At 40.3% G+C, this 25,109-nt stretch carries 17 protein-coding genes; 12 read left to right on the forward strand and 5 right to left on the reverse strand.

Annotation, left to right across the window (positions count from 1 at the left end):
- The first annotated feature begins 4 nt into the window (after positions 1-4).
- The 3 genes from FDK13_RS11840 to FDK13_RS11850 all read left to right on the forward strand — a co-directional run bounded on the left by FDK13_RS11840 (position 5) and on the right by FDK13_RS11850 (position 5,697).
- Positions 5-1,354, forward strand: a complete 1,350-nt coding sequence (locus FDK13_RS11840) for an Nramp family divalent metal transporter (RefSeq protein WP_137340212.1) — start codon at positions 5-7, stop codon at positions 1,352-1,354.
- A gap of 93 nt (positions 1,355-1,447) precedes the next feature.
- On the forward strand, positions 1,448-3,391 hold the full coding sequence (locus FDK13_RS11845) for a KUP/HAK/KT family potassium transporter (protein ID WP_137340213.1): 1,944 nt from the start codon (positions 1,448-1,450) through the stop codon (positions 3,389-3,391).
- A gap of 104 nt (positions 3,392-3,495) precedes the next feature.
- Entirely contained in the window at positions 3,496-5,697 is a 2,202-nt protein-coding gene (locus FDK13_RS11850; protein WP_310588100.1) for an alpha-galactosidase, read from the forward strand.
- Positions 5,698-6,056: 359 nt separating this feature from the next.
- Here the strand turns inward: FDK13_RS11850 and FDK13_RS11860 are convergent, their stop codons facing one another.
- The 3 genes from FDK13_RS11860 to FDK13_RS11870 all read right to left on the reverse strand — a co-directional run bounded on the left by FDK13_RS11860 (position 6,057) and on the right by FDK13_RS11870 (position 7,701).
- Positions 6,057-6,290 carry a hypothetical protein gene (locus FDK13_RS11860; protein ID WP_137340214.1) on the reverse strand — a complete coding sequence of 78 codons (234 nt, stop codon included), beginning with the start codon at positions 6,288-6,290 and terminating at the stop codon, positions 6,057-6,059.
- A 76-nt stretch (positions 6,291-6,366) separates the two neighbouring features.
- Positions 6,367-6,888: a phosphoribosyltransferase family protein gene (locus FDK13_RS11865; RefSeq protein ID WP_170982794.1), complete on the reverse strand. Its 522-nt coding sequence runs from the start codon at positions 6,886-6,888 to the stop codon at positions 6,367-6,369.
- 102 nt (positions 6,889-6,990) lie between these two features.
- The gene (locus tag FDK13_RS11870) at positions 6,991-7,701 is read right to left on the reverse strand and encodes a glutamine amidotransferase-related protein (protein ID WP_137340215.1); all 711 of its coding nucleotides are present in this window, start codon (positions 7,699-7,701) and stop codon (positions 6,991-6,993) included.
- Between the two features lie 251 nt (positions 7,702-7,952).
- On the opposite strand from FDK13_RS11870, the gene clpB reads away from it, so the two are divergent.
- The 5 genes from clpB (at position 7,953) to FDK13_RS11895 (ending at position 13,571) form a co-directional block, all read left to right on the forward strand.
- On the forward strand, positions 7,953-10,559 hold the full coding sequence (gene clpB, locus FDK13_RS11875) for an ATP-dependent chaperone ClpB (RefSeq protein WP_137340216.1): 2,607 nt from the start codon (positions 7,953-7,955) through the stop codon (positions 10,557-10,559).
- Positions 10,560-10,788: 229 nt separating this feature from the next.
- On the forward strand, positions 10,789-11,340 hold the full coding sequence (locus FDK13_RS11880; protein WP_137340217.1) for a type 1 glutamine amidotransferase domain-containing protein: 552 nt from the start codon (positions 10,789-10,791) through the stop codon (positions 11,338-11,340).
- A 186-nt stretch (positions 11,341-11,526) separates the two neighbouring features.
- Positions 11,527-13,029: an ATP-binding cassette domain-containing protein gene (locus FDK13_RS11885; RefSeq protein WP_137340218.1), complete on the forward strand. Its 1,503-nt coding sequence runs from the start codon at positions 11,527-11,529 to the stop codon at positions 13,027-13,029.
- Positions 13,030-13,071: 42 nt separating this feature from the next.
- Complete coding sequence (locus FDK13_RS11890) at positions 13,072-13,236, forward strand: type II toxin-antitoxin system RelE/ParE family toxin (protein ID WP_229216018.1); 165 nt, start codon at positions 13,072-13,074, stop codon at positions 13,234-13,236.
- 32 nt (positions 13,237-13,268) lie between these two features.
- Positions 13,269-13,571 carry a helix-turn-helix domain-containing protein gene (locus FDK13_RS11895; RefSeq protein WP_137340219.1) on the forward strand — a complete coding sequence of 101 codons (303 nt, stop codon included), beginning with the start codon at positions 13,269-13,271 and terminating at the stop codon, positions 13,569-13,571.
- 73 nt (positions 13,572-13,644) lie between these two features.
- On the opposite strand, the gene porQ is transcribed toward FDK13_RS11895, so the two are convergent.
- Positions 13,645-14,691: a type IX secretion system protein PorQ gene (gene porQ, locus FDK13_RS11900; RefSeq protein ID WP_137340220.1), complete on the reverse strand. Its 1,047-nt coding sequence runs from the start codon at positions 14,689-14,691 to the stop codon at positions 13,645-13,647.
- Between the two features lie 89 nt (positions 14,692-14,780).
- Between porQ and FDK13_RS11905 the strand changes: the two genes are divergently transcribed.
- Positions 14,781-16,340, forward strand: coding sequence for an acyl-CoA carboxylase subunit beta (locus FDK13_RS11905; RefSeq protein ID WP_137340221.1), 1,560 nt, complete (start codon positions 14,781-14,783; stop codon positions 16,338-16,340).
- An 11-nt stretch (positions 16,341-16,351) separates the two neighbouring features.
- Here the strand turns inward: FDK13_RS11905 and FDK13_RS11910 are convergent, their stop codons facing one another.
- Positions 16,352-18,172: an alpha-amylase family glycosyl hydrolase gene (locus FDK13_RS11910; RefSeq protein WP_137340222.1), complete on the reverse strand. Its 1,821-nt coding sequence runs from the start codon at positions 18,170-18,172 to the stop codon at positions 16,352-16,354.
- 167 nt (positions 18,173-18,339) lie between these two features.
- Here FDK13_RS11910 and FDK13_RS11915 point away from each other — a divergent pair, with 167 nt between their 5' ends.
- The 3 genes from FDK13_RS11915 (at position 18,340) to FDK13_RS11925 (ending at position 25,103) form a co-directional block, all read left to right on the forward strand.
- Positions 18,340-19,980 (forward strand): aminopeptidase P family protein, encoded by a 1,641-nt coding sequence (locus FDK13_RS11915; RefSeq protein ID WP_137340223.1) that lies wholly within the window; start codon positions 18,340-18,342, stop codon positions 19,978-19,980.
- 275 nt (positions 19,981-20,255) lie between these two features.
- On the forward strand, positions 20,256-21,530 hold the full coding sequence (locus tag FDK13_RS11920; protein WP_137340224.1) for a Gfo/Idh/MocA family oxidoreductase: 1,275 nt from the start codon (positions 20,256-20,258) through the stop codon (positions 21,528-21,530).
- Positions 21,531-21,653: 123 nt separating this feature from the next.
- The gene (locus tag FDK13_RS11925) at positions 21,654-25,103 is read left to right on the forward strand and encodes a 3-keto-alpha-glucoside-1,2-lyase-like domain-containing protein (protein WP_137340225.1); all 3,450 of its coding nucleotides are present in this window, start codon (positions 21,654-21,656) and stop codon (positions 25,101-25,103) included.
- The last annotated feature ends 6 nt before the right edge of the window (positions 25,104-25,109 follow it).

Consider the following 25,109-nt stretch of genomic DNA (forward strand, 5'->3'; position numbering starts at 1 on the left):
AAAAATGTTTGACAATTTAACTACCAGGGATTCATTGCTTAGAAACATCACAGACGATACCAATAAACTTGCTTCGTTGTCAGAAGTTCACGCTTCAATAAATATTCCGGAAGGCGCTGGTTTCTGGAAAAAACTGATGGCTTTTACCGGTCCTGGTTTGATGGTAGCTGTTGGTTATATCGATCCGGGCAACTGGGCCACGGATATTGAAGGCGGTTCCCGTTTTGGCTATACCTTGCTTACGGTCATTCTGGTATCCAATTTATTTGCGATGTTGTTACAGCATCTGGCTTTAAAGCTGGGTATTGCATCTGGTCGTGATCTGGCGCAGGCATGCCGGGATTATTATTCCAAACCGGTTTCTTTTATTTTATGGATATTGTCGGAAATAGCCATTGCAGCAACGGATCTGGCAGAAGTAATCGGCTCAGCCATTGCACTAAATTTATTATTCGGCCTGCCGTTAACGGTCGGAATTATTTTCACATCACTTGATGTATTGCTTGTTTTATACTTTCAGCAAAAAGGATTCAGGATTATCGAAAGTATTGTTGGCGCTTTGATGGGAATCATTTTGTTAAGCTTCATGTACGAGATGATCGTTTCGCAGCCTTCAGTTTCGGGTATGCTGGGGGGACTTCTTCCAAAAACGGAAATCATTACCAATCCGGGAATGCTTTATATCGCGATCGGGATTTTAGGAGCGACGGTAATGCCGCACAATTTATATCTGCATTCCAGTATTGTCCAGACCAGGAATTTCAAGCGTGATGAAGAAGGTAAAAAAAGCGCTATCAAATTCGCTACAATCGATTCTACGGTTTCTCTCGGACTTGCATTTTTTATAAACGCTTCGATATTAATTCTCGCCGCAGCAGCCTTTCACCAAAACGGTCACAGAGAAGTTGCCGATATTACGGACGCATATCATTTGCTCGATCCTTTGCTCGGTGTAAGTTTCGCCGGAATTTTCTTTGCTTTGGCATTACTTGCTTCGGGACAAAGCTCAACGTTAACCGGAACCCTCGCCGGTCAGATCGTAATGGAAGGATTTTTAAATATCCGGCTTAAACCCTGGATACGCCGGTTGATCACCAGAGCTATCGCCATTATTCCTGCCTTGATAATCACTACACTTTATGGTGAAAAAGGTATGGCCGAATTGCTCGTTTTCAGCCAGGTTATACTTTCTCTTCAATTAAGCTTTGCTGTGGTGCCTTTGGTGCTGTTCACATCAAACAGCGGAATTATGGGAAAATTTGCCAACTCCAAAGGGCTAATGGTAATTAGCTGGGTTATTACTTTAATCATCATTACTCTAAACGGTTACCTGCTTTTCAGGACACTTTTTTAACTATACGTAACCCTCATTAAATTAAATTTTGCCCTACAAGTACCTTCTTTGCCTGCGGTTTCCTAACTTTCGCTGTTTTTAGAACAAAAATGAATGGAACCCAAACACAATTTTGATAAAATTTCTGCTGCCGGTATTCTTATTGCATTCGGAATTATTTATGGTGACATAGGTACATCGCCGCTTTATGTAATGCAGGCCATTATTGGCAAAGAAGTTATCACAGACGAAATCATTTATGGTGCCCTCTCCTGCATCGTATGGACTTTGACTTTACAAACCACGGTAAAATACGTAATCCTGATACTTCGCGCAGATAACCGTGGTGAAGGCGGGATTTTTGCTTTGTATGCGCTGGTCCGGAAACATGCGCGCTGGCTGACTGTTCCCGCTGTTATTGGTGGAAGTACCTTGCTGGCCGATGGGATTATTACACCGCCAATTTCCGTTTCCTCTGCTGTCGAAGGACTTCGGATTCTTTATCCGAATATTCAAACCATACCGATTGTTATCGCAATTCTTACGGGGATTTTCCTGATCCAGGCTTTTGGGACAAAAATCGTTGGACGTGCATTTGGGCCGATTATGATCACCTGGTTTTCCATGCTTGGGGTTCTTGGCTTGTATCAGGTTTTGGATCATCCGGAAATATTCAAGGCCTTGAATCCTATGTATGGATACGATTTGCTAACCAAACATCCGGGCGGATTCTGGATGCTGGGTGCCGTTTTCCTTTGTACAACGGGAGCCGAAGCATTATATACCGACCTTGGACATTGCGGTCGTGCCAATATTCGCATCAGCTGGATTTTCGTTAAAATTTGTCTTGTTTTAAATTATTTCGGTCAAGGTGCATGGTTGCTTTCCGAGGTGGGAAATCTGCTTGCTGAACGTAAACCATTTTACGAAGTAATGCCGGATTGGTGGCTGCTTCCGGGAATTGTTATTGCTACCTCGGCTGCCATTATTGCCAGTCAGGCTTTAATTTCAGGATCTTTTACCTTGATCTCCGAAGCAATTCGATTAAATTTCTGGCCAAAAGTACGTCTGGTTTATCCAAGTGATCAGAAAGGACAATTATATGTCCCGAGTGTAAACTGGCTTTTGTGGCTGGGTTGTATGGTGGTTGTGTTTTATTTCAAGGAATCTTCCAACATGGAAGCAGCTTATGGACTCGCGATCACGATGACAATGATTATGACTACGATCCTTTTCTCTTATTACTTGTATCTGAAGCGGGTTAATTTATGGATCGTTGTCGTGTTTATGCTGCTTTACCTATCTATTGAAGGACTTTTCCTTGGTGCTAATTTATTGAAATTTACACACGGAGGCTGGTTCACTATTCTGGTCGGTGTTCTGGTTGCAGGCTTAATGTCCGTTTGGCTCCGCGCTTTTTATATCAAATTGCGTTTGACAGAGTATACCAAACTTGAATCTTATCTGCCGGCTTTAAAGGAGTTGAGCCGCGATATCAGTATTCCAAAATATACAACGCATTTAGTTTTCATGACGAATGCTTCAAGGGTTTCAGAAATTGAAACAAAAGTTGTGTATTCAATTTTCCAAAAAAGACCAAAACGTGCTGATATTTACTGGTTTATCCACGTAGATACCACCGATGATCCGTACACAATGGAATACAAGGTGAATACAATCGACGATGATGAAACGGTTATTAAGGTAAATTTCAAACTCGGATTCAGAGTTGAACAACGTATTAACCTGTTTTTCCGGAAAGTTGTGGAAGATATGGTGATGAACAAGGAAGTGGATATTACCAGCCGGTACGAATCATTAAGTCGCCAGAATGTCACCGGAGATTTCCGTTTCGTAGTTTTGGAACGTTTCCTTTCCTTCGAAAATGATCTGCCATTTATTGAACAAATGGTTATGAAAACGTACTTTTTCGTGAAAGATTTTACAACGCCGGAAGACAAATGGTTTGGTCTGGACAGTAGTTCTGTAAAAATTGAAAAAGTCCCGCTGATCATTCGCCCGGTTGAAAATGTAAAGTTGAGACGGGTTTACGTTTAAAATTAACAATCAATATTAATTTAAAGGATCAATATTACTCAGTATGATTGAGCGGTATTGATCCTTTTGCTATCTCAACAATCAATTTTTTAATCTTATCAGTTGTGTATAAAAAAATTATCCACTCCCTCTTTCTCATCGTTATGGGAACCGGTTCCTTTGCCCAGAATCAACCAACTATCATCCCTATAGAAACCAGGCGAAATGCTCTGGTGCTTCAAACAGATAAAGAAAACCATCTTGGGATCATCTATTTTGGAAAAAAATTAAGTCAATCGGCTGAATATAAATCCATTCCGTCACAAAGCAGGCAGCACGACGGGAACGCCGGTATTTACAATTCAGCTTATACGCCCTCGGGTACATGGAGTGTTTCAGAACCGGCGCTTCAACTTACGCATGGTGATGGGAATAAATCGCTGGATCTCGTTTACGTAAGTCATAAAACAACCAAAGAAAATGATAATGTAAGTGTTACGAGCATTGTTTTGAAAGACCCGGTTTATGCTGTTGAAGTAACACTTTTTTACAAAACCTACTTTCAGGAAAATGTCGTTGAGCAATGGAATGTGATCAAAAGTGAAGAAAAAAATCCGGTCACGCTGCAAAAATATGCGTCGGCAAATCTTTATTTCATAGCAAAAGATTATTACCTGACACATTATAACGGAACATGGGCGAAGGAAATGAATCCTGAGGAAGAATTGCTGACAGCCGGAATTCGTGTGTTAGATTCAAAATTGGGAACACGTGCAAATCTTTTCCAGCCTCCAAGTTTCTCTTTGTCTTTTGATAAACCTGCAACGGAAACCGAAGGAAAAGTACTGCTGGGAACATTAGCCTGGTCAGGGAATTTCAAAATGGATTTTGAAGTGGATTCCTATCATAATTTACGTCTGATAGCCGGAATAAATCCTTACGCTTCTGAATATCCGCTTGCTTCAAAACAGGAATTCAAAACACCTTCTTTCATTTATACTTTCTCTGAAAATGGAAAAGGAGAAGCCAGTCGTAACTTACATATCTGGGCCAGAAAATATAGAATTCTGGATGGTGAAGGAACAAGAATGACACTTTTGAACAATTGGGAAGCTACTTATTTTGATTTTAATGAAGATAAACTTTCTGAACTTTTTAAAGACGGCAAAAAATTAGGCGTTGATTTATTTTTGTTAGACGATGGCTGGTTTGCCAATAAATATCCAAGAAATAACGATCAGGCTGGCTTGGGCGACTGGCAGGAAAATATTAAAAAATTGCCGCACGGAATCGGTTATCTTGTCAAAGAAGCACAAAAAACAGGGATAAAATTCGGTATTTGGGTGGAACCGGAAATGGTAAATCCGAAAAGTGAATTGTATGAAAAACATCCTGACTGGGTGATCAAGCAACCACAACGCCCGGAACATTATATGCGAAACCAGCTTCCGCTGGATTTGTCAAATCCGGAAGTACAGAATTTTGTCTATGGAATTTTAGATAAATTGTTTACTGAAAATCCGGATATCGCGTACATCAAATGGGATTGCAACGCGATCACTTTTAACGCTTATTCCGCTTATCTCGAAAAAAGCAAGCAAAAACAATCGCAGCTTTATGTTGATTATGTAAAAGGGCTGTACAAAGTTTTGGAAAAAATACGTGCAAAATATCCTAAAATTCCGATGATGTTATGCTCTGGCGGCGGCGGTCGTGTGGATTACGAGGCACTTAAATATTTCACTGAATTCTGGCCAAGCGATAATACTGATCCTCTGGAAAGGGTTTTTATGCAGTGGGAATATTCTTACTTTTTCCCAGCTATTACGCAAAGTGCACACGTAACGGATTGGGGAAAACAACCTTTGAAATTCCGTACGGATGTAGCCATGATGGGCCGTTTAGGTTATGATATTGTGGTAAGTCATTTGAATGAAAAAGATTTAAAGTTCAGTCAAGAGGCAGTTGCTACATACAATTCCGTAAAGGATGTGATTTTCCAGGGCGATTTGTTCCGCTTGGTTGATCCAAAGAAAAATGATTACGCTGCTTTGATGTTTGCTGCAAAAAACAAATCCAAAGCGATTCTTTTTTCTTATTTGGTTGGAAACAGAAATGGTGATGGCTCGGATACACCTTTCCGTCTGGAAGGTTTGGACGCCTCTAAAAATTATAAAGTAAAAGAATTGAATTTATATCCTGAAACGAAATCAGCGTTGAAAGAAGATCAAATTTATTCAGGAGAATATTTGATGACGGTTGGATTTAATCCCATTGTGAATGCGAGAAGGACGAGTGTGGTGGTGGAAATTACGGTGGTAAACTAACTTTAAATATGTTTCCGGTAATAATTTGATCGGAAACATATTTTCATTCTATGGATCTAAATATTTCCTCCAATTCTTTGTTTGTGATATTGCTCTTTTCCGATTTATCATAAATCGATGTTAAAATACACTTCCGAATCGATTATCCTGACATAAGTAATTATCCTAGCCCCTCTGGATTTACCTTTTCCTTTTGAATGAATTGCTAACCTGATTTTATAAAAATTATTGCCAAGAGCCTTTCCTTGATCGGGATGGCTAGCCAGATTTTCAAATAATTCTGCCAGCTCATTTTTTAAGGAAGGATATTTTTGGCAAGTCGTTTTGCCTGCTTTTCAAAAAGCGAGGTTACTAGTACATTATAGCTCATCTAAAAGGGATTGTGCCGGACGAGCTCTAACCTTTCCCTCTTCAACTAATTTTAGTTCAAGAAGGGCTTCTTTAATTTCTCCCAATAATTGCTTCTTGGAAGGTTCCTCGTCTTCCAGATTAGCCAAGTCCTTATACTGCTTTTTGAGCTTATCCCACTCTCCGATTGGGATAAATACTCCGGTGGCCTTGCCGTTGCTATCTTGTATTACTTGTAATCTCATGTTTTTTATTTTTAGGTTTTTGTTAACCGCAAGGAATTTGGTTAATACTCGAATTGGGCGACCAAAAGGGTTGCCCCTACCTGAGGTACACTCCTTCTTCGGAGGGACGGCTTAAAATTACTTCTACTCTTTCGCTGATGGTTGTACTTAATGAATAACCTACATAATTGGCAGATACTGGAAATAAATGATGTTCACGATCCACAATCACGGCAACCTGTACTTTTTTCATTCTCACTTTTAAAAAGGGTTCAAGAGCAAACGCCAGGGTGCGGCCGGTATTTAAAACATCATCCACAACTACTGCAACTTGGTTCTCCAGCAAAACAGAGTCATCGTCAAAATGGATTTCACTTTGCCAATGAATTGTTTTATCAAAACGAAGTTCGACCAGTTTCACATCAAGTGGCGAAATCGATCGTAATTCTTCTGTAAGGATTTTTGCAAATTCATATCCTTCTCCTGCTATACCGGCAAGAATAATAGTACTTTCTTCAAAATTCTGCTCATAGATTTCAAAAGCAATCCGGCGGATTTTCTGACGGGTTTGCAGTGAAGTCAATATTTGGCGGTGTGTATCTATATTCGTAATTTCCATGGGAATGTCGTTCAAATATTCAGGTTTCCCCAAACTTATAATACTTGTGTTTTTCATTGTAAAAATCTTACAATCTTCTGACAAGAAAAAATTAAATAAATATTAACTAATTCTTCTATCTGCGAAATTTACTATCCATTGAGCCATCTGTATTTCTTCGGTAGGTAATTCAAGGCTCATGACTCCCATTTCCACTTTTCGCTCACCAATCCGTTCAACGCGTAATTCCATTAATGCCTTGTCGTATGCTTTTGGAAATTCGGGATGCGCCTGTATTCCCAACATCGTTTCCCCCACCTGAAACATTCCATGCGGACAATCAGGAGTCTGCGCCAACAGAACACTATCCGCCGGCAATTTCAAAACCTGATCCTGGCACATCATCAAAAGATTGAAAGATGATAACGCAGGCCGCATCCAGTTTTGCAGTTTAAGTATTTCAAACGAATGAACGCCAACACACCAGTCAACATCAGACTTTTTGACTTCTCCACCTAACGCTTCACCCAAAATCTGGTGCCCGAAACAGACACCAATATATATTTTTCCCGACTGAGATATTTCTCTGACAAATGTTTTCAGCTCCTTTATCCACTCATCATCATCATATACCGACGACTTAGATCCTGTGCAAATGTAGACATCACAAGCATCGACAGAAGTGGGAAAGTGACCATTACAAACATCAAAAAACTCGAATTGCCAGTGAGGCGCCACCTTTGAAAATAGCGCAGGAAACATTTTACGATAGTCGCCGGCAATCGGCAGAAGCTCTACCCGGACGTGATCGCATTCTAAGAGACCAATTTTCATTTGAACAATACTGATTAATTAAGGCTAGGTTTTCCTGTTCTGATATTCTGATAAATTTAAGAATATAAAAAAAGATTTACCTAACGATGACCACCAGTATTCTTGAAAAATAGGCCATCAAGCACAGAATATGACTTTTTGACGTATATTCTCAATAAAAATTAGAAAATGCGACATTATTTCCGATTTTACCATTAGGCACACTGTTTGACGGTATATAATTACTATCAATTTATCAACTAAATACCGCCATGAATTTTAACCAATATACCATCAAGGCGCAGGAAATTATACAACATGCCGCACAAATGGCTCAGGGCAACCAGCAGCAAGCCATAGAAACAGGACATGTTGTCAAATCCATTTTGGAAGAAGATCCAAATACGTCTCAGTTTATCCTTAATCAATTAAATATTAGTGCAGATGTTTTAAATAGCCGCCTGCAAAAAATACTTGACAGCTATCCTCGTGTAAGCGGAACCAGCCAATCTTTTTTAGGAAATGACCTGACTGCCGCTACCGCAAAAGCACAAAATTATTTGAAAGAATTCGGCGACGAATTTATCAGCATCGAGCTTCTTTTACTGGGAATTCTTAGTGGAAAAGATTCCACAGCTACCATGTTGAAGGAAGTGGGATTTAAGGAAAAGGAACTTGTAAACGCCATTAAAGAACTTAGAGGAAAAAATAATCCCGTGAAAGATCAAAACGCAGAAGCCAAATACCGTTCTCTGGAACGTTACAGTAAAAACCTCAATGAGCTTGCTAAGGCGGGTAAAATTGATCCGGTAATCGGCCGGGATGAAGAAATCAGGCGGGTTTTACAAATATTAAGCCGCCGTACAAAAAACAATCCGATCCTGCTGGGAGAACCCGGAGTTGGGAAAACTGCGATTGTGGAAGGACTTGCCCAAAGGATCGTTCAGGGTGATGTTCCTGAAAATTTAAAATCGAAAATTATCGCTTCTCTGGATATGGGCTTGTTAATAGCAGGTGCCAAATACAAAGGAGAATTTGAAGAACGTCTGAAAGCAGTTATCAAAGAAGTTACCGATTCGGAAGGTGAAATCGTATTGTTCATTGATGAAATTCATACGCTGATTGGTGCCGGAGGTGGCGGTGAAGGCGCTATGGACGCGGCAAATTTGCTGAAGCCAGCTTTGGCTCGCGGTGAATTACATGCGATCGGTGCGACGACATTGAAAGAATATCAGAAATACATGGAAAAGGATAAGGCTTTGGAACGTCGTTTCCAGGCGGTGATGGTGGATGAGCCTAACATTCCTGATGCCATCAGTATTTTGCGTGGTATTAAAGAAAAATATGAATTGCATCACGGTGTAAGAATTCAGGATGATGCAGTAATTGCGGCGGTTGAACTTTCAACCCGTTACATCAGCGACCGTTTTTTACCGGATAAAGCGATTGACTTAATGGATGAAGCTGCTTCCAAATTGCGTCTGGAAATGGACAGCGTGCCTGAAGAGCTGGATGAATTGAACCGTAAGGTAATGCAGCTTGAAATTGAACGTGAAGCAATTCGTCGAGAAAATAACAAGGAAAAAGAAACGATTTTAAACAAAGAAATCGCTGACCTGAGTGAAAGACGAAATAGCCTGAAAGCACTTTGGGAAAATGAAAAAGGCAAAGTCAACGAAGTTCGTACGTTAAAAGAACAACTTGAACAATTGCGTCTGGAAGCTGAGCAAGCCGAAAGAAGCGGTGATTTTGGTAAGGTTGCAGAAATCAGATACGGCCGGATTCCGGAAGCAAATAGCCGACTCGAAGCTTTAAAGGCGTCTGAAAGTGCGGAAAGTTTGATGCAGGAAGAAGTTACGCCGGAAGAAATTGCGGAAGTAGTAGCCAAATGGACTGGAATTCCAGTTGTTAAAATGCTTCAAAGTGATAAGGAAAAACTTCTTCATTTAGAAGATCATTTGCATCAACGTGTTGCAGGACAGGAAGAAGCGATCACTTTGGTTTCTGATGCCGTTCGTCGGAGCCGCGCAGGTTTGCAGGATTCTAAACGCCCGCTGGGAAGTTTTCTTTTCCTTGGACCAACAGGCGTCGGTAAAACAGAATTAGCAAAAACATTGGCCGAATATCTGTTTAATGACGAAAATTCGATGGTTCGTATCGACATGAGTGAGTATCAGGAACGTCATGCGGTAAGTCGTCTGGTTGGAGCGCCTCCGGGTTATGTGGGTTATGATGAAGGCGGACAATTAACCGAAGCCGTTCGTAGAAAACCTTACAGCGTAATTCTTTTGGATGAAATTGAAAAAGCGCATCCGGATGTATGGAATATTCTTTTGCAGGTTTTAGATGAAGGTCGTTTGACTGACAATAAGGGTCGTGTTGCCAATTTCAAAAATACGATCATTATCATGACTTCGAACATAGGAAGCCATATTATTCAGGAAAAATTCGCAGAAGACGAAGGCTGGAATCATGCATTGATCGTTGAGGAAGCCAAACAAGGAGTTCTTGATTTGCTGAAAGCATCGGTTCGTCCTGAGTTTCTAAACCGGATCGATGAGATAGTTCTGTTTGAACCGTTATCAATGAAAAATATCCGGAAAATTGTTGATATACAATTCAAAGGAATTCAGAAAATGTTGCTTGAACAAGGCGTGACGTTGGATTCCAGCGAAGAAGCATTAACCAAATTAGGAGAAGAAGGTTTTGATCCTGCTTTCGGTGCCAGACCGTTAAAAAGAGTGCTGCAGCGTAAAATTTTGAATGAACTGTCAAAAGGAATTTTGAGCGGCCAGGTTGCCCGGGATTCAGTTATTATGATGGAGCTTAACTCCGATGGTGATTTGATTTTTGAAAATGTTGGTGGTGTAGAAATATAATTTAATCAAATATTGATTATTTAAGAGCGCAGCAAATTTTGTTGCGCTCTTTCTTTTACTTATCCATGATTTTTTGTAACTTAACATTCAATTAGTTAGCCCCTGTCGCGAAAGATCTTTCAGATCTTGAAATGAAAATTCCTCAATAATCTCTGTTTTGTCTTGGCATATTATTTGTGCTCATTATTTTATTAAAAATTTTCAAGTAATAATTCAAATTAATATAATTATGGACTCGACATCAAATGTAATCAAGGTTGCGATTTTGGTAGCCGACGGATTTGAACAGGTAGAAATGACTTGCCCAAGGGAAGCCCTGGACAAAAATGGTGCGACAACCCATATTATATCACCTAATAAGGATTCGGTAAAAGGCTGGAACCATGTAGATTGGGGCGGAACACATAAAGTGGATGTGCCTCTGGATAATGCAAGAGCAGATTATTACGACGCTTTGGTAATACCTGGCGGTGTAATGGGCGTTGATGCACTAAGAACCAATTCCAAAGCAGTTGAATTTGTACGTTCATTTTTCATGAATCATAAGCCAGTGGCAGCAATATGTCATGGCCCGCAAATTTTGATTGATGCAGATGTCGTCTTAGGCAGAACATTAACTTCCAATGCAGCGATTAAAATAGATCTTGAAAATGCAGGAGCAATTTGGGTCGATAAGGATGTAACAGTTGACAACAGCCTGGTAACAAGTAGAAAAACGGATGATTTACCGACTTTTATCAATCAGATGATGAAAGAATTTAATATGGAATTGCATCATTAATAAGTCTGGAAGCCAAAATATCAACTTTTTCAAACACCTGATTCTGCCGAAGCCGAGTCGGGTGTTCTTTTTTTACAAGCAACTCCACCTTTTGATTCTTATCAAAGTTCACAATCTTTGCAGTTTAAATGTAACCGGCCGTACTATCAACTGCCAACAGATTAAATTTGATTTGAATAATTCCTTATGACTCAGCTATCATTAGAAAATATTTTTGTAAAAAAGTATGATACAACCGTATTAACGGATCTTAACTGGAAAATAGAAGGCGGAGAACACTGGGCGATTATCGGCCCGAACGGATCCGGGAAAACAACATTACTGGACATTATAGCCGGGAAATGGCCGGTTTCAAAAGGAAAATTAAGTTATGCTTTTGATCAGCCGGTTCGTGAGATTATTGAATTTGTACCTAATGATTATTCTTTCAACCGCATCGTAAGTGCAGGTGCAGAATATTACCAACAGCGTTTTCATGCATACGAAGCAGAAAGAGCGCCCTCCGTCAGAGCAATTTTGACGGATCAATTGAAACCTGTCGGAACGGTTAATGAAAATTCTGTCCACCTTGCGCCTTCCAAAGTAAATGGAGAGCAGTTAAAAAAGGTAAGTGAGCTACTATCGATTTCACATCTGCTGGACCACCCTTTTGTAACTTTGTCAAACGGTGAAACGCGCAGAATGTTACTGGCAAAATCACTTTTAAAACATCCTAAAATATTACTTCTGGATCACCCGTTCAGTGGTCTTGATGTTCATTCCCGTGAGGTTTTGAGAAATGCTTTAACTGAATTGGCAGAAACTGGCGTCACAATCATCATTGCGACCACAGCCACAGAAATTCCGCCCTGTGTTACTAACATCCTGGAATTAAATCATGGACGTATTGAAAAATTGATTTCTGTTGATGAATACAAGATAATGAATCATGATGTCGATACTTTTCCAAAACCGGATCTGCAAAAACCAGTCAACTTTGGAGAACCAAATTTTAAAGATTTTGAAGTAGCATTTGATCTCAGAAATATTCGGGTGACTTATGGTGAAGATCCGATCCTGAAAGGTATAAACTGGAAAATCAATAAAGGTGAGAAGTGGGCCTTATCCGGTGCAAACGGTTCGGGAAAATCGACTTTACTAAGTATTATCACCGCAGATAATCCACAGCGTTTTGCGAATGATTACGATTTATTTGATAAAAAACGCGGTGGAATCGGCGCTTCTATTTGGGATATCAAACAGAAAATTGGTCACGTTTCACCTGAATTACATCTCTATTTCCCAAAAAATACAAACGTTTTTAAAACCGTCGCATCCGGTTTTTTCGATGCAACAGGCATATTTTTCAAAAAGCTAACAGAAATCCAAATTGAACGTGTGCATGAAGTGGCTGAATTTCTTCACGTACATTCTTTAATTGAAAAGGATTTTTCTCAGCTATCAAAAGGTGAACAACGCCTGGTTTTATTGGCAAGAGCTTTGGTTAAAAACCCGCCGTTATTAATTCTCGACGAACCTTGCCAGGGATTGGACACCATTTCGATTGAATATTTCAAATCAGTAGTTAATGCAATCTCTGATACGCCGGAGCGGACATTGATTTATGTTTCACATTATCTGAACGAGATTCCCTCCTGTGTGACGAAGTTTTTGAAATTGGAGAAGGGGGAAGTTGTTGAAGCTGGATAGATATGATTTTTAAACATTATACGATTAGACTTGTTACAGGAATTGAAAATAATTCCTGAATCATACCAAAAACACATTCAAAATAGTGATGGCTTATATAAAATCAGAATCAAGCAAGGCAGTGATATTTTTCGCATATTTTGCTTTTTTGATAATGAAAAGATAGTCGTATTAATGAATGGTTTTCAAAAAAACACCAAAAAATGAAATCGAAAAAGCATTAAAAATCAAGAAGAATTATGAAGGAGAAAGGTAAATTGCAAACACTCGATCAATTCAAAGACCGTCATTATGGTCTTTCCGGAACCGCTGAACGGGATGATCTCGAACGAGGTTATGAAAATTTTAGAATTGGCGCATTAATTCATGAGGCCCGAATTGCAAAAGGCTTGACACAGGAAGAACTTGCCAAGAAAACAGGGACGACCAAATCGTATATTTCAAAAATTGAAAACGATGTAAAGGAGGTTCGAATTTCAACTTTAAAAAGAATTGTTGAGGAAGGACTTAATGGCTCACTGCAACTTTCTATTAATCTCTGACGGTTCACAGTGTCAGCTGATTCCCTCCTATAATTGGAATTTTCTGCTAAAAATAACGCCTTGAAAATTGATTCTAATCTCCTTTTTTCAAATTCATCGCAATAGACAATGAGCTGCTTCCAAACCCAGGCGTATACTGCGCTCGTCCATAACTGATTTCGAATTGTTTTACACGAAGCCAGGCGCCAAATGAAAATCCGGCCAATCCGCCTGCATTATACAAACGTAATTCCTGTCTTTTCAAATGATCATATCCAAGCAGAATTTTAAAGTTTTTGTCCAGTAATAATTCTGCTCCGATCGATAGATGTCGGGCGAGTTTTTCCGCTACTCCTACTTTTCTTGGAATTCTGGTGCCGTTGATATCATAAGTAAAAAACAAACTCGGATCATTATAAACCATATCGAAACGGTTTAGATGATGAATCGTTCCGGAAAATCTAATCGGCATATATTTCGGCTTGAAAGTTATTCCGGTTCTCAAATCCAAAGGTAAAATCGGCGTGTTTGCTCCTGTGAAATTCTGTTTTAAAAATCCCAGATTTTTAACCACAAAACCGATTGTTAGATCCTGATTAGGATGCTTGAAAACACCTCCCCAATCAAAAGACATCCCATAAACATGATAGGATTCTATGGAAGAGCCAACGAATTTAACTGAACCGCCAAGCGTAAAAGCACCAACTGTTTGTCCGTAACCGGCGGACAACCCATAATCAGCTGCCCGAAATTCTCCTACAACATTACCAGACGCATCGGTTTCTGTGATCGTGCCATAATTCAGATACTGCAAACCAACAGCCCAGGTTCCGGACGTACTTTTTATTTTATTGCCATAAGCCAGATTTAAAAACTTTGTATCGGCCAGATAGGGCATCAGATTAAGAGAAACCTGGTCTTGTTTGGATGAATCAAGCAAAGCAGGATTTTGTAAAAATAACGCAGGATCATTTCCCGAAATTGTCATATGATTTGATCCCAGCGCCGTACTTTTTGCCTGCGACGGAAGCTGCAAGAAATTAAGTCCGCTTTTCCCACCGGTTGTTTGCGCGAAACTTTCTCCTGAAATCAGAAGAAGAAAAACCAGTAAAAAAACTAAGCGCGTACCAATCTGCCTCATAGAAATGCAAAAATTTCTCGAATCCGTTAAAATGACATTATATTTATGAATCTGTTCAAAAACAAATGTAACCATATCGTCTGTATTACATGGAATCAACGTCTGCTGCAACTTCGAAAAAGGATCAATTAGATAAAAAAAACGCAGAAGCTGACCTTGGAGGCGGCGAACACCGAATTAAAACACAACATGCCAAAGGAAAATTAACCGCTCGCGAACGAGTTTCTATACTTGTTGACGAAGGATCTTTTGAAGAAATCGGCAAATTTGTAATGCACAGAAGCAGGGATTTCGGTCTGGACAAGGAGCATTATCTGGGTGATGGCGTTATCACAGGTTATGGAAAAATCAACGGAAGATTAGTCTACATTTTTGCACAGGATTTCACGGTTTTCGGTGGATCTCTTTCAGAAACACATGCCGAAAAAATCTGTAAAATCATGGATCTGGCTATGAAAAACGGTGCCCCCGTTATTGGTTTAAATGATTCTGGTGGAGCAAGAATTCAGGAAGGCGTACTTTCTCTTGCGGGATATGCTGATATCTTTTACAAAAACACACTCGCATCCGGGGTTATTCCGCAAATTTCGGCGATTATGGGTCCCTGCGCCGGTGGTGCTGTCTATTCTCCCGCGATTACGGATTTTATCATGATGGTCGAAAACAGCAGTTACATGTTTGTTACCGGACCAAACGTTGTAAAAACAGTTACGCATGAAGATGTTACATCTGAGGAACTAGGCGGTGCTATGACACATGCGACGAAATCAGGGGTTACACATTTTGTAGCGCCTAATGAAGTTGAATGTTTGCTGAATATTAAAAAATTACTAAGTTATCTTCCTCAAAATTGTGAAGACGATGCACCAGCATTAGCTTATGAACCGGCAAGCGAATCGCGACCGGGTTTAAATAATATCATTCCTGATAATCCAAACCAGCCATACGATATCCGCGAAGTAATTGAGGAACTGACGGATGCAGAAACATTTTTTGAAGTCCACAAAAACTTTGCTGAAAATATCGTTGTCGGTTTTGCCCGAATTGCCGGCAGAAGTATTGGTATTGTAGCCAATCAGCCCGCGGTTTTGGCTGGTGTTCTGGATATTAATGCAAGTCAAAAAGCAGCGCGTTTTGTGCGTTTTTGTGATTGTTTCAATATCCCTTTGCTCGTATTGGAAGATGTTCCCGGATTTTTGCCAGGTACCGATCAGGAATGGAACGGCATCATTACCAACGGTGCTAAATTGTTGTATGCATTTTGCGAAGCGACAGTTCCCCGCATCACAGTCATTACCCGAAAAGCATACGGCGGCGCGTATGACGTAATGAATTCAAAACATATCGGCGCCGATATGAATTTTGCCTGGCCTACTGCGGAAATTGCTGTTATGGGTGCAAGTGGTGCAGCAGAAATTATTTTCAAAAGAGAAATCGCGGAAGCGGAAAATCCTGCTGAAAAATTACAGGAGAAAATTGACGCTTATACCAAAAAGTTTGCAAATCCTTACCGTGCGGCTCATCGTGGTTATATCGACGAGGTGATTTATCCCGAAAAAACCAGGGAGAAACTCATCCGTGCGTTTGATATGCTGGAAAATAAAGTAGCCACATTACCCAGAAAAAAACATGGAAATATTCCCTTGTAAGGTATTATCCATTATCCATAAATTACAAAACCTGCAGGTGGAATGGTGAGGCGAACAGCCTTGCCATTTCTTGTTTCAACGTTAACCTGAACCGGACTCACGCCAGAGGCATATAAACATTTCAGGTGAGAATCGATTTCATGCAAACTTTCATCAATCGTGACATAGGCGATGGTTTCATTTTGCTGATCGGTATTAAATGCGCACAAAATCTCCTTATCGTCACAAATCCTTGACCACGCCACGATTGAATTCATCCGGTCGCCCATTAAAGCCGGATAACCAAATTCTGTGCCGTTACCCGAAATCTGCCTCAAATATTGCCGCCCCCTTCTAAGTGCCAAATGCTCTTTTCTTATCTTTACAATTTTTGCGATTTCAGAAAACCACTGATTTTCTTCATTGAAAAAATGAACATCTCTACTTCGGAAAGCACCAAAGTTTCTTCCAAACATAGATTCCCGGATGTAACGGTCATTTCCTCCTTTTCCGTCAAAACCTTGTTCTGTTCCGTAATAAAGGCAAGGAATACCAAGTGAAGTAAGATTTAATCCCACCACGGCTATAAGTGACAAAACACCTGAATCATTTGCACAAAAACGTGCCTTGTTATTACCTTTCCTTACCTGATCATGATCATCAAAAAGTGTCACAACTTTATTCCTGAACCAGATATGTGATTCTTTATGAACAAGTTCCGAATTTCTGAAAAGATTGAAATAATCCGTCGGGTTACGGTAACCTTTTACCATATATTCCATTTTGTCGGGAATATCATCTATACCGAGCGCTGCATCTAATCCGGTTATTTCAAGCGTATCAAAAGCCCGTTGACGGCCTCCGGTTATTTCTCCGATCAGGTAAAAATTTTCCTTTTTGATCGACATGGTAAATTCTTTGATCACCGATGCAAAATATCTTGTTGCGCCGGGATCCATATGTTTTACAGTATCAATCCGAAAACCGTCAATATCAGCAATCGCAATCCAGTATTTATAAGCCTTCGTTAGCGCCTTTAATGTTTCGGATGGACTGTAATTATCAACCAGGCCAGAGCCGTGATGCAAATCTTTCAGCACTTCAAAATCTCCTTCCAAAAATTCCGGGCTATCATCCCAGTGAATTATTTTTCCTTTTTGTGTAAAGGTTTCGGCGGTTTGCAGTTCTTTGGGCCATATCGCAGCATCCGGGTATTTGTTGTCTCCAACAAAATCAAGAGGCAAATCCGGAATTCCCAAAGCATTTCTAAATCCTTCTACCGAAAATGTTTTTCCACTCTGATAATCAGGCTGACCATTTATGTAGCCAAAAACATCACCACTATGATTTAATATAATATCGAGAATAACATAAATTCCATGATCGTGTGCAGTTTTAACAACATCCACAAGATCCTGCGTCGAGCCAAAACGTGGTTCAATATCCAGAAAATCCTGAATGCCATAACCATGATACGTTTCCTGCGATACGACTTGTTTAAACACCGGACTGATCCAGATAGCCGAAATTCCCAACCGTTTCAGATATCCGATTTTACTTTTTAAACCAATAAGACTTCCCCCGACAAATTTCTGTCCGGCTTCATTCCAAATTTCCGCATCCTGAGTGGTCTGAATAGCATTTTCAAAATCTGTTGGCAGATATTTGACAGTATTCCCGGCGGTTACTACATTACCGTCGTTATCTATAAACCCTTTTTCTTGTCCATCAGAAAAGCGGTCAAGCAGCAAAAAATATAAAACCTGATCTTCCCAGGCATCCGGCGAGGGAAAATATTCGGATTTGATCAAATTTTGAAAATCCAGTTCTGCTATTGATTTAAAATTCCCCATGATAGATAAAGTCGCTGGTGATCAAACGGATAGTCGTAAAAAAAGGAAAAAAGAAAACAATTCGGTACTTTCGATCTTGTCAAAATTGAAACGATAAGAGGCCGCTAAGCCTAATTCAATTACAACAATTTGTTAGTCAACAGATTAATATAAATATACCAGAAAAATTGAAAAAATTATTACTTCCAAAAGCCTTGGTAAAAGTAAAAATGACCTTTTTGTTTTTATCAATTTGCGCCACGATCAGCTTCGCGCAACTTCCGGTTCCTACCGATTATCTTACCAAAGATTTTCATAAAGGAAGAAGAGAAGCGCTTAGAAAATTACTTCCCGTAAATTCCGTCATGGCGATTTTCGCCTATCCGGTCAGAAATTTTTCAAATGACGTTGATTATAAATATCACCCAAATCCCGATCTGTATTACTTCAGCGGTTATACGGAACCAAATTCCGTACTGCTGATTTTTAAAGATAATCAGAAAGATTCAGCCAGCCAGTCATATAACGAGCTGTTTTTTGTTCAGAAAAAAGATGCGCGAAGAGAACAATGGACAGGAAAACGGCTTGGTATTGAAGGTGTAAAAGCAGCGGGTTTTTCTCATGTTTACAATGCAGAAGATTTCGATCGCTATGCCCCGGATCTTTCAAAATTTGATAAAATTATTTTTGAATTCCCACTGGATATTGCTGACAAACTCAACCAATCGGATGACATTTATGATTTGGTAAAAACTTTTAAAAAGAAAACGGCTATGCCGGAAGATTTTGATGATGAAGTACTTGGCGATTTAATGTCGCTTCGTCAGTATCCAAAATTACTTGCCTCTGTTCCAAGACTGACCCAATATTACCAGGCATTGGCTGACAAAAACGAACGGTACAAAAAGAATTCACTGGTTACCAAAATCATTCAGGTGAAAGATTCGACGGAAGTAAAAACGCTTTTGTCTGAAATGGATGCTATGAAATACAATCCTGCACTTTACAGCCTTTATACCAAACAATTAAGACAAATTAAAACTTCGGAAGAATTGGTTTTGATGCGGAAAACGGTTGAGATTTCTGCTTTGGCGCATCGTGAAGCCATGAAAGCGATCAAACCCGATATGTCGGAACTTGAATTGCAGGGTGTTCAGGAATTTATCCACAAAAAACTGGGTGCTGAATATGTTGGTTATCCTTCCATCGCCGGTGCCGGTGCAAACGGCTGCGTGCTGCATTATATTGAAAACATTGCAACCAGTATTGGAAATAACAAAATGATACTCATGGATATAGGCGCCGAATACCATGGCTATTCAGCTGATATCACCAGAACTTTCCCGTCCAACGGCAAATTCACTCCCGAACAAAAACAGATTTATGATATCGTGATTGATGCACAGGACGCAGTTTTCAAAATTTGTAAAGAGGGTACTTCTTTTCAGGACATTGAAAAAGCAGCTCGTGATGTTGTTGGAAAAGGATTGGTAAAACTTGGCATTCTTAAAGATGAATCTGAAAGCCGGACTTATTTCCCGCATGGTTGTTCACATTTCCTTGGACTTGATGTGCACGACAAAGGAATTTATGATAAACTGGTTGAAAATATGATCATTACCGTCGAACCTGGAATTTACATTCCGGAAGGCAGCAACTGCGATAAAAAATGGTGGGGAATAGCGGTAAGGATTGAGGACGATGTTTTAATTAAAAAAGATAAATTTGAAATGCTATCATCCGCCGCACCAAGAAAAACAGAAGATGTGGAAAAAGTCACAGCACAAAAAAGTTTTGTGGATAATTTGTCTGCTGAACTAAAAAAATAGTCTCTAAATTCCCAAATTGTTATTAGTAGTAAGCTGCAATTCATAAATCGAATTGCAGCTTTTATATTATTCCGCTCGACAAACATTAACCTGTTTGAAAAATTGCGGTTAATTAATTACACCAAATAATTGTGGCATAAGAAGTTAAACTGAAATAAAACCTGGAATAAGATAACTCCTTTTGTTCCATTATAAATAATGTCATAATTTCACACGTACTTAATAATATTATTTACGATCCCAAACTTTTCAATTCCTAAATTTCCCCTTAACTAATGAAAGAAAAGAAAGGCACTTCTTCGTCCAGGCGTAACTTTATCAAAGGTTCGCTGGCGACGCTCGCCACATTTTCCATTGTGCCCCGTCACGTACTGGGTAAAGGTTTCATTGCACCAAGCGACCAGCTGACAAAAGCGATTGTTGGCGTAGGTTCTATGGGCCGTGGCCACATTCCCTATGCAGGAACCAAAGTTGTTGCCCTATGTGATGTTGATAAAACCCATCTTCAAAAAGCGGTAGAGCTTGTGGATAAAGGTGTTAAAACCTTTTCTGACTACCGTGAATTAATTCAATTACCCGAAGTAGATATCGTTCACGTGGCAACGCCTCCGCACTGGCACGGAATCATAGCAGCGGATGCTGCACGTGCAGGAAAAGATGTGTGGTGTGAAAAACCGATGACAAGAACAATCGGAGAGGGAAAACGTTTGGTGGAAGCAGTTCAGCAGCACGGAAGAATTTTCCGTCTGAATACCTGGTTCCGTTTTGAAGATAATTTTTATGGTATGAAAACGACCGTAAAACCGATCAAGAAATTGGTTCAGAGCGGGTTGCTTGGATGGCCATTAAAAGTCACCGTGAGTAAACATACCGGTTTTGACTGGAAATTTTACTGGGTAGGGAAAACGGATAATCAGCCAATGCCGGTTCCGGCAGAACTGGATTATGATATGTGGCTCGGACCAGCTCCCTACAAACCATACAGCGAACACCGTGTGCATCAGACTTTCCGTGGATACTGGGATTATGATGGCGGCGGATTAGGCGATATGGGACAACATTATATTGACCCGATCCAGTATTTCCTTGGAAAAGATGACACCAGTCCGGTGAGTGTAGAAGTGGACGCTCCGCAACAACACACAGAAGCAGTTGGTACCTGGAGACGTATCACGTATACGTATGCCGATGGCTGCCAGATTGTTCTGGATGGCGAAGGCAAGGATGAAAATGTAGCTTACATCGAAGGACCAAAAGGAAAACTTTATCCAAATTTCAAATCCGATATTCAGGATCTTGAAAAGAAACTGGCTGCTTTCCCGGACCCGGAACCACAGGTTACGAATTTCGTTGATGCAGTTAAAAGCCGTCAGAAATTTGCTTTGAATGAAGAAAACGGACACCGTTCCTGTACTATAGTGAACATGGGACTGATCGCTTTGCGCTTGGGTCGTTCTTTAAAATATGATCCTGTAAAACAGGAATTTATTGACGACGAAGGTGCAAACCGACTTATTGACCAGCCAATGCGCGGCCCATGGACTATGTAAACTTTTAGTTACGGAATGGGAAGTAGCCCAAATCCGTGCTTACACAGTAATTTCTGTATTGATCTTTATTCAAATTATGGAAAAGAGAAATACAAAAACCGTTTCATTCATTTAAAACAGATCATGAAAAAAATTATATATGCGCTGCTTGCCTGCTGTATGCTTAATACCGCTGCAATGGCTCAATTGGATAAAAACAGAACCCTATCGACCCGGATCGCCGATTTACTCGCGCAACTCCCCGCTGATAATGCTGCTCAATTAAAGAAAAGCATGGACGAACTGGCTGAACTCGGGAAACCGGGATTGGTTCAAATCGCATCGATGCTGGTAGCGCCGGGAAAAGGTAATGATGCGAAAGCTCAGTATGCATTGGGTGGCTTTACTTATTATTCTTCTCAGGCCGGAAAAGAAGCATGGCGCAAAAATGCAGCCGAAGCTTATGTTGAAGCGTTATCAAAAGCACAATCGCCGGAAAGCAAGCAGTTTTTAATTTACCAATTACAAACGATTGGTAAAGACGAAGCCGTTCCGGTAGTAGCCACATATCTTTCTGACGAATATTTGTCAGGACCTGCTGCCAGAACATTGGCTAGAATCGGGACTGAAAGTGCCGGGAAAGCGCTTTTACAAGCTTTGGCTAATGCAAAAGGCAAAGCTCAGATTTCAATCACGGAAGCACTTGGCATGAGCCGTTTCAAGGAGGCAGCTGCTGCAATTGAAAAAACAGCTACAAATGAGGAATTGGACTTACGTAAAGTTAGCCTGTTCGCTCTCTCCGAAATCGCTTCACCATCTTCGGAATCCATTCTGGCTGCGGCTGCAACCAAAGCGAATTATCTGTATGATGAAGCAAATTCGACTGCTGCTTATCTGAATTATTTGTCGCGTTTGTCGTTAACCGGAAACGCTCCGATTACAGAAAAGGCTGCTTTGGCGCTTACTTCCTCTTTGGTTGATGCCAAACAAACAGACACACGTTCTTCTGCTTTGAAAATATATGCGGACAGCAAAAAACGCGAAAGTGTTCCTATTTTGGTAAAAGCTTTGGATAGCACAGATCCTGAATACCGCGCCGCGGCATTAAAACTGGGACAAAAATATACAATGGCCGACGGAACGACGCCTTGGATAAATGCTTTGAAAAAGGCAAAACCGGAAGTTCAGGCTGAAATTATTTATATGTTAGGCCGTGCTGAATCAAAAGATGCGTTGCCAACAATTACCAAATCTCTTGCTTCAAAAGACGCCAAAGTGAAAACGGCGGCTATCTGGGCAGCAGGTAAAATCGGAGGAGAAAGCAGTCTTCCTGCCTTACTTCCAATTTTAAAAAAAGGTAATGCAGATGAAATCAAAGCGGTAAAAAACACGCTTTTGACTTTGAAAGGCAATACAGTTGTGGATCAGCTTGCAGCAGCTTTGCCAACTTTACCTGCTACGGCACAGCCTGCGGTAATTGATGTTTTGGCTGCAAGAGCCGCAAGTTCTAAAATGAGCGTGGTTTCAGCTTTGCTTACAAGTGCTAATCCTGAAGTAAAAACAGCTGCTTTTAACGCATTAAAATCGTTGGCAACTTCAAATGATCTTTCTCAGTTATTTACGCTTTTAAATTCCGTAAGTAATGCTGACGAAATCACTGCCGTTCAAAAAGCGATTATCACAGGTGTGAAAGGATCAGGAAATGCTTCAGCACAGAGTGATCTTATTTTGAAACAAATCACTGCTTCTCCTGCTGATAAACAATCACGTTATCTGGCGATTTTGGCTAGTATTGGTGGAAATAAAGCATTGACTTCGGTTGTTTCGTCTTACAATAATGGAGATGCAGTTTCCAAAAAAGCAGCAATTTCAGCGCTTTCCAACTGGACGGATGCAAGTGCAGCAAATGAACTTTTGGCCATTGCCAAGAAATCAACAGATGCAGAAGATTTCAATCTTGCCCTAACAGGTTATGTTTCAGGAATCACAAAATCTCCAAAAACTCCGATCAACAAAGTTTTGATGCTTCATAACGCACTTGACATTGCAAAAACGGATGCGCAGAAAGAATTGATATTGAAAGAATTGCCAAGATATAAGACTTTCAATGCTTTGCTTTTGGCAGGAAAATATCTTGACAATTCAGGTGCCGTTCAACAGGCTGCTGCCCAGGCTGTGATGAATATCGGTTTGGCTAACAAGAATTTCAGCGGTGCAGAAGTTCGTGAATTGATGACAAAAACATCATCGGTTTTGAAAGGCCAGGATAGCGAATACCAAAAGGAATCAATCCGTAAATATTTAGCTGAGATGCCGGCTGGTGACGGTTTTGTTTCTTTGTTCAACGGAAAAGATCTTACAGGCTGGAAAGGTTTGGTAGAAAACCCGATCGCACGCGGTAAAATGAGTGCTGATACTTTGGCAGCAAAACAGAAAAAAGCTGACGAAGTAATGAAAACAGGTTGGGCCGCGAAAGACGGAGATTTAGTATTTTCAGGTCACGGTGATAACCTTTGTACGGTAAAACAATACGGAGATTTTGAAATGTATGTTGACTGGAAAATCGAATCAAAAGGCGACGCTGGGATCTATCTTCGCGGGACACCTCAGGTTCAGATCTGGGATACGTCGCGTGTAGATGTTGGCGCACAGGTTGGTTCTGGTGGATTATACAACAATGCAAAAAATCCTAAAAACCCGACCAAACTTGCTGATAACGCAATTGGCGACTGGAACAATTTCCACATTACGATGATTGGTGACCGCGTTACGGTTGAACTGAACGGCGAAAAAGTGGTTGATAATATTATTCTTGAAAACTATTGGGATCGTAAATTGCCGATTTTTGTAAAAGAGCAGCTGGAATTGCAGGCGCACGGAAACATCATTTACTACCGTGATATTTATGTTCGTGAAATCCCCCGTCCCGAACCTTTTGTTCTATCCGATGAAGAGAAAAAAGAAAGTTATAAAATTCTTTTTGACGGAACAAATATGCACGAATGGATCGGAAACACAACGGACTATTCAAGTGAAAACGGTGAAATGGTAATGAATCCGCATGGTGGTGGAAAAGGCAATCTTTATACAAAAGATGAATACAGCGACTTCGTTTTCCGTTTTGAATTCCAGCTTACGCCAGGTGCCAATAATGGTGTGGGAATTCGCACGCCGTTAACGGGAGATGCTGCTTATGTAGGAACGGAAATTCAGATCCTTGACAACGATGCTGATATCTATAAAGATTTGAAAGAATATCAATATCATGGTTCGGCTTACGGAATTATCCCTGCGAAACGTGGATATCTGAAACCGCTGGGCGAATGGAACTACGAAGAAATTTATCTGAAAGGATCCAAAATCAAGGTTACATTGAACGGAACCGTGATCACAGAAGGCGATCTTACAGAAGCCAGCAAAGACGGTACTGCTGATCATCGTGATCACCCGGGCTTGAAAAATACCACGGGTTATATCGGATTCCTTGGACATGGAGCCCCGCTAAAATTCAGGAATATCCGGATTAAGGATCTATCCAAAGTGACGGAAGAGCCTGTCGCAACAGGAAAGAAAAAAGCTAAAAAGAAGAAGTAATCATAT

It is taken from the genome of Dyadobacter frigoris (genome assembly GCF_005280585.1).
GTDB lineage: Bacteria > Bacteroidota > Bacteroidia > Cytophagales > Spirosomataceae > Dyadobacter > Dyadobacter frigoris.